Here is a 14163-nt window from a genome sequence, read left to right on the forward strand (position 1 = left end):
ACCAGTAAGGAAACCCAAACATGGCCGGAGCCAGCCTCCTCACCCTCCTCGACGATATCGCCGCGGTGCTCGACGACGTCTCGCTGATGACCAAGGTCGCCGCGAAGAAGACCGCCGGCGTTCTCGGCGACGACCTGGCGCTGAACGCCCAGCAGGTCACCGGGGTCAACGCCGACCGCGAACTGCCGGTGGTCTGGGCGGTGGCCAAGGGCTCGCTGCGGAACAAGGCGATCCTCGTCCCCGCCGCCCTGCTGATCAGCGCCTTCGCGCCCTGGGCGGTGATCCCGCTGCTGATGCTCGGCGGCGCCTACCTGTGCTTCGAGGGCTTCGAGAAGATCGCCCACAAGTACCTGCCCCATGACGACGAGCACGCCGACGAGGCAGCGCTGGCGGCCAATGTCGACGTGGCTGCCCTGGAAAAGCAGAAGATCGGCGGCGCGATCCGTACCGACTTCATCCTCTCCGCGGAAATCATCGCCATCACCCTCGGTACCGTCGCCGAATCCAGCTTCACCACCCAGGTGCTGGTGCTGGTCGGCATCGCCCTGGTGATGACCATCGGCGTATACGGCCTGGTCGCCGGCATCGTCAAGCTGGACGACGCCGGCCTCTATCTGTCCAAGCGCGACAGCGGCTTCGCCCAAGGGCTCGGCGGCGCCATCCTGCGCACCGCGCCGTACCTGATGAAAGGCCTGTCGGTGGTCGGCATGGCGGCGATGTTCATGGTCGGCGGCGGCATCCTCACCCACGGTATCCCGGTGGTCCACCACGCCATCGAACAGGCCGCGCAGAGCGTCGCCGGCATCGCCACGCTGGGCCCGTTGCTGGCGGCGATCACCCCAACCCTGCTGAACTTCCTGTTCGGCATCGTCGCCGGCGCCGTGGTGCTGGCGGGGGTGCTGCTGGTCAAGCGCCTGCTGCCGAAGAAGAAAAAGACTGGCTGAGCCTGCCATCGCCGGCAGCACCATCGCGGAGGGCGGATAGCCGCCCTGGCGCACATCCCACGAAGCGGTTGTGCGCCCTGCCCCAGAAGTCCCCCTCCGTTTCAATTCAATAATTTTGCACTGTAATAGCAACATTATTCGTTGGAGACGAATAAAGCTCCCCTCCTAGAATGTCCACCAGTGCCATGAGCCGTCTGTTCCGAGCCTTCCAGACGAAGATCCGACCTCCGCACTCCATCGACCCGGCAACGGGATACCCAGAAAAATACCGATAACCCAACGAGGACCCGAGGGTCGCGCCTGCTCGCCAGCCGGCCGGCCCCCGGGGCCCGGCGTGCCAGCAACCATGAACGATACGGATAGCAGAAAAGATCCGGACGGCTACAACTACGACGTCGTCCGCCAGTTCACCCTGATGACCCTGGTCTGGGGCATCCTCGGCATGGGCCTGGGGGTGTTCATCGCCGCCCAGTTGGTCTGGCCGGCGCTCAACCTCGACCTGCCCTGGACCAGCTTCGGCCGCATCCGCCCGATCCACACCAGCCTGGTGATCTTCGCCTTCGGCGGCAGCGCGTTGTTCGCCACCTCCTTCTACGTGGTGCAGCGCACCAGCGGCGTGCGGCTGATTTCCGACGTCCTGGCGCGCTTCGTGTTCTGGGGCTGGCAGGCGGCGATCGTGGGGATGATCGTCAGCTACCCGCTGGGCTACACCACCTCCAAGGAATACGCCGAGATGGAATGGCCACTGGCGCTGTGGATGGCCATCGTCTGGGTGGTCTATGCCTACCTGTTCTTCGGCACCATCGCCCGCCGCAAGGTGAAGCACATCTATGTCGGCAACTGGTTCTACGGCGCCTTCATCATCGTCACCGCGATGGTCCATATCGTGAACCACGCATTGCTGCCGGTGAGCCTGGGCAAGTCCTACTCGGCCTATTCCGGCGCCACCGACGCGATGATCCAGTGGTGGTACGGGCACAGTGTGGTCGGCTTCATCCTCTCGGTCGGCTTCCTCGGCATGATGTACTACTTCGTGCCCAAGCAGGCCGGGCGACCGATCTACTCCTATCGCCTGTCCATCGTGCATTTCTGGGCGATCATCTCGATCTACATCTGGGCCGGTCCGCACCACCTGCACTACACCGCGCTGCCGGACTGGGCGCAGTCGCTGGGCATGGTGATGTCGCTGATCCTCCTGGCACCGAGCTGGGGCGGTATGATCAACGGCATGATGACCCTCTCCGGGGCCTGGCATAAGTTGCGCGACGACCCGATCCTGCGCTTCCTGGTGGTGTCCCTGGCGTTCTACGGCATGTCCACCTTCGAAGGCCCGATGATGGCGATCAAGACGGTCAACTCGCTGTCCCACTACACCGACTGGACCATCGGCCATGTCCACGCCGGCGCCCTCGGCTGGGTGGCGATGATCTCCATCGGCACGCTCTACCACATGATCCCGAAACTCTGGGGCCGCGAGCGGATGCACAGCGTCGGCCTGATCAACGCGCACTTCTGGCTGGCCACCATCGGCACCGTGCTGTACATCGCCTCGATGTGGGTCAATGGCATCACCCAGGGCCTGATGTGGCGGGCGATCAACGAGGACGGCACGCTCACCTACTCGTTCGTCGAGGCGCTGGTGGCCAGCCATCCGGGCTACGTGGTGCGCCTGCTCGGCGGCGCCACCTTCGCCAGCGGCATGCTGCTGATGGCCTACAACACCTGGCGGACCCTGCGCAGCGCGCAGGAGCAGCGGCAGCCGGTCCTGGCGGCCGGCCAGGGGGCCTGAACATGCTGTTGTCCCTGCTGTGCCTCTCCACCCTGGTGCTCGGCCTCGCGCTCAGCCTCGCCGGCAGTACCCGCGAGGAACGCGAGCAGGCCGCCCTGCTGCCGTTCGCCGACGATCCCGAGGCCGCCCGCCGGGTCGCCCGGGATACCGGCAAGATCTGCCGGCAGGTGGTCCGCCCCCTCGAGGAATCCCGCGAGGCCGCCGGCCCGCCGTTCCTCGCCTGAACCGACTCCATCATCCAGGGATGGATGCCTCCAGCACGAAAGTGCCTTGCGGGGCCGGCAACGGCCCCTTTCTTTCGCTTCGAAGAGTTCCATGAACGACTCCCCCAGCACCGCCGTACGCACCTGGCTGAAAGGCTTCCGCCCCCTGACCCTGAACGCTCGACCGCGCGACTGCCTGCGCGCCGGACTCGGTGCCTGCATCGGCGCGCTCGGCGCGGTATTCGCCTGCCAGGCGTTGTTCGGCAGCGAACTGGCGCTGCGCCTGGCAGCGCCGCTGGGCGCATCCGCCGTACTACTGTTCGCCCTCGCCTCCAGCCCCCTGGCGCAACCCTGGTCGATGCTCGGCGGCAACCTGGTCGCCGCCCTGGCCGGCGGCCTCAGCGCCTACTGGTTCGGGCACGAACTGGCCCCGGCCCTGGTCGGCATGGCCCTCGGCATGCTGCTGATGTTCGCCCTGCGCTGCCTGCATCCGCCGAGCTGCGCGCTGGCCCTGAGCGTGGCCCTCAACCCGTCCCTGAGCGAACTCGGCATCGACGTGGTCTGGCCGATCCTGCTCTCCACCCTGGTGCTGATCGGCTGCGCGCTGCTCTACAACAACCTGATGCGCTCTCCCTACCCGCGGCCCTACCAGCCGCCGCGGGCCAATCTCCATGGCACCCGCGACCTGGCGCCGAGCGCGCGGACGGACTTCTCCGCCCGGGACCTGGACCAGGCGCTGCAGGACTTCGGCGAATACGTCGACATCACCCGCGACGACCTCGAGCGACTGATCCACCACACCGAGCGCTACGCCTTGCGCCGGCGCATGGGCGAGCTGACCGCGGCACGGATCATGTCCCGCGACGTGCAGACCGCCAGCACCGAGACCTTCATCGACGACGCCTGGAAGCAGTTGCAGGAACACCGCCTGAAGGCCCTGCCGGTGCTCGACGAGCATCGGCGGCTGGCCGGCATCGTCACCCAGAGCGACCTGCTCAAGCACTTCCGCCCCGACGGCAGCCCGTTCAAGCGCCTGCGCTTCCTGCGCGGGACCAAGCTGAAGACGATCATGACCACCCCGGTGGTCTGCGTACAGGCCGACACCCACGCCGTCGAACTGGTCTCGCTGCTATCCGACGAAGGCCTGCACTGCCTGCCGGTGCTCAACGAAGCCGGCTACCTGGTCGGCATCGTCAGCCAGACCGACCTGATCGCCGCGCTCTACCGCAACTGGCTGCAGCACCTGGGCCAGGCCGATCAGATCACGTAGTCCCAGCGCTGCGACCAGTCGCTGTCCTCGCGGACCACTTCGCGCAGCAACTGGAACGCATGGCGCAGGGTCGGCGACAGGCGCTCGCGGGAGTACACCAGGTAGGTCGGGTAGGCGAACTCCGGCGCCTGCTCGACCCGTTGCAGGGTGCCGCCATCCAGGTAGCTGCTCACCACCCGGGTACGGAAATAGCCGCTACCGCCGTTCTGCATGATGTACTGCAGGGCCAGCGGACCGAGGTTGCAGGCCAGCGCGGCCTTGGCCCGGTCCGGCAGCGCGGCATCGTGCTGGCTGCGGAAATCCGGGCCCCAGTCGACATACAGATAAGGCTCCGCGGATACCACGGAACGCACCATCACCAGCTTTTCCTCCAGCAACTGCTCGACCTGCAGCCCTGGCCAGTATTCCGGCTGGTAGACCAGCGCGGCGTCCAGCGCGCCCTGCTCCAGTTGCTTGAGCAGGTCGGCGCCCTGGCCGATCTCGACCCGCACGGCGTGGCCGGGAATCGCCTCGCGCAGGCGCCGCATCCAGTTCAGCAGCAACGGATTGCACAGGCTGACCTCGCCACCGAGGTTGAGCAGGTTGCGGAAGCCGTCCGGCAGCGGCAGGTCGCGTCGCGCCGCATCCCAGGTCTGCACCAGTTGGCTGGCGTAGCCGAGGAAGTGCTCGCCGTCGGCGGTCAGGCGCGCGCCCGCGCGGTTGCGCACGAACAGCCGGCAGCCGAGTTGCCCTTCGAGGTTCTGGATGCGCGCGGTGACGGCCGTCTGGGTCAGGTGCAGGCGTTCCGCGGCAGCGACGAAACTACCGCTGCGGGCGATCTCCAGGAAGGTACGGGCGAGGTCGATATCCATGCGAAGCGGTCCGCTGCCACAGGTGGGCCGCCATTCTAGGCTGTGCAGGCGCGGGCGGCGAGCGCAAGGCGGCCTGGCCGCGCTCCTGGAAATCTGCGACAAAACACCGCGCCTAGCCGCTTCGGCACGCCTAAACCCTTCGAAAAAGCGACAACCTGTTGCACAAACGCGCCACGCCGTGACTTTTTCGCTTTCGAAAGCATCAGTTAGCGTGACCGAACACGGTGGAGCCGGGAAGCGCCACCCATGTTCCACACAGACATGAACGAGAGAGACCGACTCCCATGAACGCTACGCTCCGTTTCAACGAGGCTTTGCTGATCACCGGGCGCGCCTTCCAGCCATACCAGTGCGTTGCCTGGTCCGAGCTAGGCAGTGACGGCGGCCTGAGCCTGTCCGTAGTCGATCGCACCGGCACCCGCCTGCTGGGCCGTGCACGCATTCCGAGCTCCGCCTACTCCGATCCGGAGCAGCTTGCCGGCCTGCTGCAACAGGCACGCGAAGAACTCAGCCACAACGGCTACAACCTGCAGGACTGGAGTATGCCCAGCCAAGGCTGAGCCGCTCCATACGACGAAAGGCGCCCACGGGCGCCTTTTTCGTTTCCTCTATTCGAGGCGGTCGTGCTGACGGAACGCCACGCGCACCGCGTTGCGCCCTGCATCCTTGGCCTCGTAGAGCGCGCGATCGGCCTCGCGATAGAGCGCGTCCAGGCCCATGCCGGAGGTCGAATAGGCCACCCCCAGGCTGATGGTCAGGCAGGGGCCGGCGCTGGAGCCCAGGTGCTCGATGCCCAGCGCCTCCACCGCCTGCCGCAGGCGCTCGGCGATGGCCAGGGTGTTGCCCTCCTCGCTGTCGTAGAGCAACACGGCGAACTCCTCCCCGCCCAGGCGCGCGGCGATATCCAGCGGCCGCCGCGCGCCCTGCCGGAGCACGACGCCAAGCTGGCGCAGGGCGGCATCGCCGGCCGGATGCCCGTAGTGGTCGTTGTAGGCCTTGAAGTCGTCGACATCCACCAGGATCAGCGCCACCCCCTTTTCCTCGCGGGCGCCCTGCTCCAGGGCCCGCTGGGCGAGCAGCTCGTAGTAGCGTCGGTTGACCAGGCCGGTGAGGCTGTCCTGTTCGGCCATCATGCCCAGCAGCCGCCGGCCGAGGAACTGCTCGCGCTGGGCGTAGTCCTGCAGGTACAGGGCGAACGAACAGATCAGCACCACCAGGCCGTTGTAGAGCGTATTCAGCAGGTTGGTGCGCAGGTTCTCTTCGCCGCCGAAGAGCAGGAATACCGCCAGGTTCAAGGCCAGGCACAGCAACGCCAGGCGCACGCAGGCCCAGAACGCCAGGCCGAGCGGGAAGAACACCGCGAGGATGCCCAGGGTCGCGCCCAACTGGGTGAAGCGCGGCACCCCATGCCACTCGAACAGCACGTCGCAGGCCAGCACCGCCAGGTTGATCAGCAGCAGGCAGTAGGGCGCGATGGCATCGCCGACCTTGCGCAGGCTGGGCAGGAAGGCCGCCGGCCAGACCACCAGCAGCAGGCCGATCATTCCCAGGCGCACGCCCAGCAGTTGCTCGAACAGGTTGGGATGCAGGCGGATGTCCACCATCAACCAGTCGGCCACGATGAACAGCGTCCAGATCAGGAACGCCACCCCGATGGCAGCACGCCGCTGCATCAGCGAGTTCCAGCTGAGAAACTCGCGAAACTCGTTTTCCAGCTCCTTTTCGAACCGCAACCAACGAAAACCGTTGCGCAACTGGCGCGCATACGGATTATCCGGCAGACCAGCCTGTACCAGGCCGTCGCGTGCAAGCATGCTGACTCCCCTACCTCGGACCGAACGCTGGAACAGGCCTGGACGACAATACCCTGGCGCCTCTACAGCGATGAGTCAAAAAGCCATCACCCGTTACCAGACAATAGGGCATGCGGCGTGCCGAGGCGATACCAGCCATCGGCGCAGCGGGACGCCCCGGCGAGCGAATGGCAAGATCCGTGGGCCAACTGGCATTGCGGCCAGGTCCGAAGGACGCCAGACTGCCGCCATCGCCATGAGGTCATGCCATGCCCGAACCACGCCTGATTGCCTGCCTGATCTATCCCGACGTGATGAGCCTGGACGTGACCGGACCGCTGCAGGTATTCGCCTCGGCCAACGTCGAACGCCAGCGCCAGGGTCTGCCGCCTTTCTACCGGATACAGGTGCTCGGCGAGCGTAGCGAAGCGGTGCCCAGTTCCGCGGGCATCCGCATCTGCGCCGACCTCGCCTGGCGCGACTGTCCGCCGGAAAGCCTGGACACCCTGTTGGTGCCCGGCGGCCTCGGTGTCGAGGCGCAGACCCGCAACGCCGACCTGCTCGCCTGGCTGAAAGCCGCCGAACCGCGCATACGGCGGCTCGGCTCGGTGTGTTCGGGAGCGCTGATCCTGGCCGCCGCCGGGGTTCTCGACGGGCACCCAGCGACCACCCACTGGGCCGACGTGGCGACGCTGCGCCAGGGGTTTCCCGGCGTCCATGTGCAAGGCGACCGCCTGCACACCTACGACCCGCAGTGCCGCGACGGCGACGCCCACATCTTCACCTCGGCCGGCGTCACGGCGGGAATCGACCTGGCCCTGGCGCTGGTCGAGGCCGACCTCGGCCGCAGCCTGGCGCTCAGCGTCGCGCGACGCCTGGTGATGTTCCTCAAGCGTCCTGGCGGCCAGGCCCAGTTCAGCGCCTGGCTGACCCCGGAACCGAGCCGCACCCCGCGCCTGGCCGCGCTGCTGGAGTGGATTCCCGCCAACCTCGCCGGCGACCTGTCCCTGGAAGCCCTCGCCGACCGGGCCTGCATGAGCCCGCGTACGCTGTCCCGGGTATTTCTCCAGGAACTGGGCGTGGCGCCCGGTCGCTACGTCGAGCGGGTTCGCCTGGAGGCCGCGCGCGCCCTGCTGCAGGACGCCCAGGCATCGATCGCCACGGTGTCCCGGCTGTGCGGCTTCGGCCATCCGGAAAACCTCCGGCGGACGTTCCACAAGCATCTTTCGGTCAGCCCCCAGGAATACGCCGAACGCTTCGGCATGCTGGCCTGACGCTCCCACCGAGGACCTTCCCATGCTGGAACTGCGCCCCAACTGCGAGTGCTGCGACCGCGACCTGCCCGGCGACAGCGGCGACGCGCTGATCTGCACCTTCGAGTGCACCTTCTGCCGCGACTGCGCGACGACCCGCCTGGGCGGCCAATGCCCGAACTGCGGCGGCGAACTGCTGGCCCGGCCAAGGCGTCCGCGGGATGCGCTGGTCCGTCAGCCCGCCTCCAGCCGGCGCGTCGTCAGGCCCGGCGGTTGTCCGGAGTGACGCCATGCTGCTACGCAACCCGACCCTGCTCCTGCTGTTCTGCGGCCAGGCCCTGTACTGGTCCTGTTCGCTGATCGGCATAACCCTGACCTCGCTGGTCGGCGTCCAGCTGGCGCCGTTGAACAGCCTGGCCACCCTGCCCCTGGCCCTGCTGGTGCTGGGCAACCTGCTGGCGGTGCAGCCGTTGTCGCACTTCATGCAGCGCCACGGCCGACGTCCCGGGCTGATGCTCGGCGCCGGCGGCGGCGTGCTCGGCGGCCTGGTCTGCGCCGCCGGTGTCTGGACTGGCGATTTCCTCTGGTTCTGTCTCGGCGCGCTGGGCATCGGGGTCTACCAGGCCTCGGCCATGTACTACCGGTTCGCCGCGCTGGAGGCGGTGGATGCCGGGCGGAAAGGCCGCGCCAGCGCCTACGTGCTCGCCGGCGGAGTACTCGCCGCGCTGCTGGCGCCGAGCCTGGCGCTGTGGTCGCGCAACGCGCTGGCCCAGCCCTTCGTCGGCGCCTATCTGCTGATCGCCGTGCTGGCCCTCGCCGGCCTGCTGCTGATGGCCCTGCTCCGCGAAGGCCAGGCGCCACGCCCGGCACGGCTCGCCTGGCGCGACATAAGCGGCCTGTTGCGGCGGCCGGTGGTCCGCGCGGCCATCGCCTGCACCGCGGCCGGACACGGGTTGATGATCCTGATCATGAACGCCACGCCGCTGGCCATGAGCTTCTGCGGCCTGCCGCTGGAACAGTCGAGTCGGGTCATCCAGTGGCACGTGCTGGGAATGTTCCTTCCGGCGTTCTTCGCCGGAGCGCTGGTCGACCGCATCGGCAACCGTCGCGTCGCCCTGCTCGGCGCGTTCCTGCTCGCCGCAAGTGCCGGCATCGCCCTGGGCGGGCAGTCGGTCATGCATTTTCTGCTCAGTTCGCTGGCCCTGGGCAGCGGCTGGAACCTGATGCTCATCGCCGGCACCACCCTGCTCGGCGAGGGCCACGCCGAAAGCGAGCGCGGCGCCGCGCAAGGATTGATGGAGCAAGGCAACAGCCTGGTGGCGGCGCTGATGTCGTTCGGCTCCGGCGCCCTGATCACCAGCCTTGGCTGGAACGCGGTGAACCTGCTGGTCTGGCCGGCGCTGCTGGTGGCGCTGGCACTGCTCTGGCCGGTACGGCGAACGCGGACGCTGTCGCGCTGAAACGCCGGCAACGAAAAAGGCGACCTTGCGGTCGCCTCTTCTGCTTTACGGAAACGCCTCAGTAGTAGGCGTTCTCCTTGTTGCTGTGGTCGGTCACGTCGCGCACGCCCTTCAGTTCGGGAATACGCTCGATCAGGGTCTTCTCGACGCCATCCTTGAGGGTCATGTCGACCATCCCGCAGCCCTGGCAACCACCGCCGAAACGCAACACGGCGATGTTGTCCTCGACCACGTCGACCAGGCTCACCTGTCCGCCGTGGCTGGCCAGGCCGGGATTGATCTCGGTCTGCAGGTAGTAGTTGATGCGTTCGGTGATCGGGCTGTCCTCGTTGACCATCGGCACCTTGGCGTTCGGCGCCTTGATGGTCAGCTGGCCGCCCATGCGGTCGGTGGCGTAGTCCACCACCGCGTCTTCGAGGAAGGGCTCGCTGACCGCATCGATCCAGGCAGTGAAGTCCTTCAGGGCGATGGCGGTGTCCTCGACCTTTTCCTCGCCCGGCTTGCAGTAGGCGATGCAGGTTTCCGCGTACTGGGTACCCGGCTGGGTGATGAAGATACGAATGCCGATACCCGGGGTGCTCTGCTTCTCCAGCAACTCGGCCAGATACGCTTGGGCAGCTTCGGTAATGGTGATGGCGCTCATGGCAACTCCTCGCAAATATGCCGACAGTTTACGCCAATCGGTACTTGCGGATAAAGCCCTAGTAAATTAGTAGGAATAATTCGCGATAACCGACCCACCCCTTGCGGAGCGGGTCGCGACACTCAGAGGTTCTCGTAGCGATTCATGTCCAGCGCGCCCGCCTCGACCGGTTCGGTTTCGCGGATGTACGCCTCCAGATCGTGGAAGTAGCTCCAGAACTGCGGATTGCTGCGGCGCACGCCCCAGCGTTCGACCACCTTGTCGAAGTCCTCGCTACTCTTCGCCGCCTCCAGGGCGCCGACGAAGGCCTCGGCATCCGTCGCCGGCAGATCGAACATGAAGTTCGGATAGCTGGACAGCACGCCGGGGTAGATCGTCAGGGTGTCCAGGCCCGGCTGGTAGCGCAGCGACTCGCCGAGCATGAAGGCGACATTGCTGTGCGCGCGGTTGCGCAGCACGGTATAGATCTCGCGCTTGCCGCTGGACGTACGTATCCGCAGCATGGTCGCCTCGGGGAAGCGCTCTATGACCTTGAGGCCGGCCGCCGGCCGGCTGACCAGGCGACTGAAGGCCTGCTCGGCGTCCTGCAGTTCGCGGTCGATGCCCGGTCGATAGCAGTTGCCGTCCAGGCAGCGGTTGATCGGGTCGGGGCGCGCATTGAGGTCGCCGTAGCGACGCAGCAGTTCTTCGGCGAAGGCCTTCTTCGGCTGCTTCTCCGGCAATCCCAGCGCGCTCGGCGTGTCATCGTCGAAGGCCTGGTAGTCCATCCACATCTTCAGCTTGCCGCTGTTCTGGTACCAGTCGTCAAGCAACGGCTGGCGCGCGTCGACCGGCATCAGGCGGAGGAAGTTCTGCTCGGCGCCGTTGCGGATCAGGTCGAAGTACAGACGCGTCTGCGCCTGGTGCGAGACGTTGCCGAAGACATCGAAGTTCACCACCAACCCGTAGTAGGTTCGCTCGAACAGCGGGTAGTCCATCAGCCACAGGGTCTGCGGTACCTCGCCAAGCAGGCCCTTGCGCACCGAGGCGCTGTCGAACTGGCGGAAGATGCTCAGCAGGGCGTTGTCGTTGCCGTGCCAGATCGTGTTCCAGGTCGGCGGTGGCGCGTCGGCGTAGACGTCCTGGCGCAGGTCTTCGTACTCGTTGCGCTTGTCCCGGTAGGCGCTCCACAGGCCGAGCAGGTTCTTCAGCTCGTCGATCTGCCCCGGCAAGGCCAGCAGCGGCTCGCTCTGCGCGCGGAAGTTGGCGTCGGTGACGAACAGGTCCTGCTCGGGGTCCTGGAATACCACCCAGAAGTTGTCGCGGATCACGTCGGTGGCGATCTGTCCACGGCACACCGGCCCGCGGATGAAGGTACGGGTGAAGTACTCGGCGTTGTCCAGCATGAACTGGTAGCGCGCCCGTGGCGGGATCGCGGCGAAGGTGACGAACGGGTTGGCGCGGCTCTGCACGCCGTAGCCGGGAACCTTGTCGGTGTTCCACTGGGTGCCGAAGAACAGCTCCTGGACGCGTTCCAGCTTCTTCGCCGTCAGCGGATAGGTGATGTGCGTCTTGTGGACGATCACGCCCTGGATCGGCCAGAGGCGGTAATAGAAGCTGTTGCCCGGATCGTCGTTGGGACGCCGGGTCGGGATCGGGTCGATCGGCTGGCCGCTGGGCGTGCGTGAACGCACCAGCTGGAAGAAGTGGCCGGGCGCGCCCTGTTCCGGGAAATACAGGTGCGCCAGGAACAGGTGCTCGTAGAGCCAGCGCGAGACCAGGCTCTGCTTGGCCCCAGACTGGTTGAGGAAACGCTCCCAGCTGGCCACCTGGCGCGCCTCGGCGGCGGTCGGCCGCAACGGCTGCTGGTCGACCGGGGCGCCCGCGGCCAGCCACTTCTGCAAAGTGGCGTATTCGTCGTCGCTCAGCCCGGCCACCGCGAAAGGCATGCCGGAACCTGGGTTCTTGCGGATGAACGCATCGATGCTGGCCGGCGTCGGGCACTGGTTGGCGCGGTTGATCGAAATGTCCAGGCCTTCGGGGATCTTCGCATTCGGCTGCAACGGCTGGCTGTGGCCAAGCTCGAGCATCCGCGCCATCAGTGCGGCCTGGCCGTCCTGCGGTTCGAGCACCGACCAGAAGTCCTTGCGCCGCCAGGCGTCGGCACCGTGCGCATCGAGGTACAGGCGGGTGGTTTCCTGCGCCTTGGTCCGCGTGCCGTCGTAGACCGGCAGTTGGTTGGCGCCGCGCTGCGCGCCCTCGGCGCTGCTCAGGTTGAGCTGGCAGGGCGAATCGTAGCAGGCGTGGCAGGCGACGCACTTGGCGGTAAAGATCGGCTGGACGTCACGGCTATAGGAAATTTCAGCAGCGGAAACAGACTGGATAAAAGACGACAAAACGAAGGCCAACCCAACCAACGGTCTTGGCAACATGAACCACTCCTCACTCGGCGACGGGCGATTCTAGCAAACCCGCCTCTCTGCGCCGCACTTTCACAACGGCGGGCGAACTCGCCCCGGGCCTGAGCCGCCATTTCGCCAGCATTCCACCGGCTTCGGCCGCCACGTATGCTAGCCGGGCTCCCAGGCCCGCCCTGGCGATCAAGGACGATGACTTCGAGGAAACAGGGATATGTTTCGACTCGCCGCGCCCCATCCGCGCCCGTTCGCGTGCGCCCCACGTCCCCTCTTCGCCGCTTTCCGCCTGCTGTCGCCAGGCGGCGCTTCCGTTCGCGCCCGGCGCGGCCTGGTCCATCCTTTCGCCGCCCTGGCGGCCCAACGGAGAACCCGCCCCATGAAACTGCTCGCCGGCAGCTTCGCCGCTCTCTTCCTGAGCCTTTCGGCCCAGGCGGCGGACTGTACTTTCACCCAGCTGGAAATCGTGCCCCAGTTCGGCTCGCCGAACATGTTCGGCGGCGAGGACGAGCACGTCCGCGTGATGTTCAGCAACGAGGATCCCAACGACGACAACCCCGATGCCTTTCCCGAACCGCCGGTCTACCTGGCCGACCGCGACAGCGGCAACGATTGCCGCATAGAGGACGGCGGCATCTGGTCGCGCGGCGGCGTGTTCCTGAGCCAGGACGGTCGGCGCGTGCTGATGCATGAATTCAGCGGCTCCAGCGCCGAGCTGGTGTCCTACGACAGCGCCACCTGCAAGGTGGTGCACCGCGAGGACATCTCCGGCCAGCGCTGGGCGGTGGACAAGGACGGGCTGCGCCTGGGAGAGAAATGCTCGGGCGAATCCGTCGACAGCTGCGCGAAGATCGTGAAGCGTTCGCTCACGCCGTTCTGCCAGACCGCAAAGAAATGATCCGGGCCGGAGCGCCCCTTATCGACACGCATAGGTGATACATGGACAGTCTCGATCAATGCATCGTCAACGCCTGCAAGAACAGCTGGGACAAGAGCTACCTGGCCGGCACCCCGAACAAGGACAACTGTTCCGGCTTCGTCCAGTCGGTGGCCGCCGAGCTGGGCGTACCGATGCCCCGCGGCAACGCCAACGCCATGGTCGACGGCCTGGAGCAGAGCTGGACCAAGCTCGCCTCCGGCGCCGAGGCCGCGCAGAAGGCGGCCCAGGGCTTCCTGGTGATCGCCGGCCTGAAGGGCCGCACCTACGGGCACGTCGCGGTGGTCATCAGCGGTCCGCTGTATCGGCAGAAGTACCCGATGTGCTGGTGCGGCAGCATCGCCGGCGCGGTCGGCCAGAGCCAGGGCCTGAAGTCGGTCGGCCAGGTATGGAATCGCACCGACCGCGACCGCCTCAACTACTACGTCTACTCCCTGGCCAGTTGCAGCCTGCCCAGGGCCAGTTGATTCAGGCCGTGCTGCGAATGAGCCAGACTCATTCGCAGCACGATTCCCCACGAGCATCCCGACCCCACTCGCCCGCCCCTTCGCCGCCCGCCTGCGCACTCCGACCTCCGCATTCCGCCCGTATGCTGCGACAAAACGGCGCCAGGGGCTTTTCCGGCCC

At 66.7% G+C, this 14163-nt stretch carries 14 protein-coding genes; 10 read left to right on the forward strand and 4 right to left on the reverse strand.

Going from position 1 to position 14163, the window contains the following annotated elements:
* Positions 1-20: 20 nt before the first annotated feature.
* From M6E97_RS13590 to M6E97_RS13605, 4 genes are all read left to right on the forward strand, one after another.
* Positions 21-944: a DUF808 domain-containing protein gene (locus M6E97_RS13590; protein WP_003088054.1), complete on the forward strand. Its 924-nt coding sequence runs from the start codon at positions 21-23 to the stop codon at positions 942-944.
* 346 nt (positions 945-1290) lie between these two features.
* Positions 1291-2733 (forward strand): cytochrome-c oxidase, cbb3-type subunit I, encoded by a 1443-nt coding sequence (gene ccoN / locus M6E97_RS13595; protein ID WP_003139901.1) that lies wholly within the window; start codon positions 1291-1293, stop codon positions 2731-2733.
* Between the two features lie 2 nt (positions 2734-2735).
* Positions 2736-2957, forward strand: a complete 222-nt coding sequence (locus M6E97_RS13600; protein ID WP_003108719.1) for a hypothetical protein — start codon at positions 2736-2738, stop codon at positions 2955-2957.
* A gap of 91 nt (positions 2958-3048) precedes the next feature.
* Entirely contained in the window at positions 3049-4206 is a 1158-nt protein-coding gene (locus M6E97_RS13605; protein ID WP_034005415.1) for an HPP family protein, read from the forward strand.
* Here the strand turns inward: M6E97_RS13605 and M6E97_RS13610 are convergent.
* Complete coding sequence (locus M6E97_RS13610; protein ID WP_003108721.1) at positions 4194-5057, reverse strand: LysR family transcriptional regulator; 864 nt, start codon at positions 5055-5057, stop codon at positions 4194-4196. The two genes, M6E97_RS13605 and M6E97_RS13610, sit on opposite strands and share 13 nt — an antisense overlap.
* A 284-nt stretch (positions 5058-5341) precedes the next feature.
* Between M6E97_RS13610 and M6E97_RS13615 the strand changes: the two genes are divergently transcribed.
* Positions 5342-5617 (forward strand): hypothetical protein, encoded by a 276-nt coding sequence (locus M6E97_RS13615; RefSeq protein ID WP_003098204.1) that lies wholly within the window; start codon positions 5342-5344, stop codon positions 5615-5617.
* Between the two features lie 48 nt (positions 5618-5665).
* Here M6E97_RS13615 and M6E97_RS13620 read toward each other — a convergent pair whose 3' ends face one another.
* Entirely contained in the window at positions 5666-6871 is a 1206-nt protein-coding gene (locus tag M6E97_RS13620; protein ID WP_003132751.1) for a sensor domain-containing diguanylate cyclase, read from the reverse strand.
* 248 nt (positions 6872-7119) lie between these two features.
* On the opposite strand from M6E97_RS13620, the gene M6E97_RS13625 reads away from it, so the two are divergent.
* From M6E97_RS13625 to M6E97_RS13635, 3 genes are read left to right on the forward strand one after another with little or no spacing between them, the layout of a single operon-like run.
* Positions 7120-8124 carry a GlxA family transcriptional regulator gene (locus M6E97_RS13625; RefSeq protein ID WP_003088040.1) on the forward strand — a complete coding sequence of 335 codons (1005 nt, stop codon included), beginning with the start codon at positions 7120-7122 and terminating at the stop codon, positions 8122-8124.
* 22 nt (positions 8125-8146) lie between these two features.
* Positions 8147-8389, forward strand: a complete 243-nt coding sequence (locus M6E97_RS13630) for a DUF1272 domain-containing protein (protein WP_003088038.1) — start codon at positions 8147-8149, stop codon at positions 8387-8389.
* Positions 8390-8393: 4 nt separating this feature from the next.
* Complete coding sequence (locus M6E97_RS13635; protein WP_033938144.1) at positions 8394-9563, forward strand: MFS transporter; 1170 nt, start codon at positions 8394-8396, stop codon at positions 9561-9563.
* A gap of 58 nt (positions 9564-9621) precedes the next feature.
* On the opposite strand, the gene nfuA is transcribed toward M6E97_RS13635, so the two are convergent.
* Both nfuA and M6E97_RS13645 read right to left on the reverse strand, forming a co-directional pair.
* A complete protein-coding gene (gene nfuA / locus M6E97_RS13640) occupies positions 9622-10206 on the reverse strand; it encodes a Fe-S biogenesis protein NfuA (RefSeq protein WP_003088034.1) in 585 nt (194 codons plus the stop codon).
* A gap of 122 nt (positions 10207-10328) precedes the next feature.
* Positions 10329-12617 (reverse strand): fatty acid cis/trans isomerase, encoded by a 2289-nt coding sequence (locus M6E97_RS13645; protein WP_003088032.1) that lies wholly within the window; start codon positions 12615-12617, stop codon positions 10329-10331.
* A gap of 361 nt (positions 12618-12978) precedes the next feature.
* On the opposite strand from M6E97_RS13645, the gene tsi1 reads away from it, so the two are divergent.
* Together tsi1 and tse1 are read left to right on the forward strand one after the other, a co-directional pair.
* Complete coding sequence (gene tsi1 / locus M6E97_RS13650; protein WP_003088030.1) at positions 12979-13497, forward strand: type IV secretion system immunity protein Tsi1; 519 nt, start codon at positions 12979-12981, stop codon at positions 13495-13497.
* A 41-nt stretch (positions 13498-13538) separates the two neighbouring features.
* Entirely contained in the window at positions 13539-14003 is a 465-nt protein-coding gene (gene tse1, locus M6E97_RS13655) for a type VI secretion system effector peptidoglycanhydrolase Tse1 (RefSeq protein WP_003088027.1), read from the forward strand.
* The last annotated feature ends 160 nt before the right edge of the window (positions 14004-14163 follow it).

This window comes from Pseudomonas sp. B111, from assembly GCF_026428275.1.
Classification (GTDB): domain Bacteria; phylum Pseudomonadota; class Gammaproteobacteria; order Pseudomonadales; family Pseudomonadaceae; genus Pseudomonas; species Pseudomonas aeruginosa.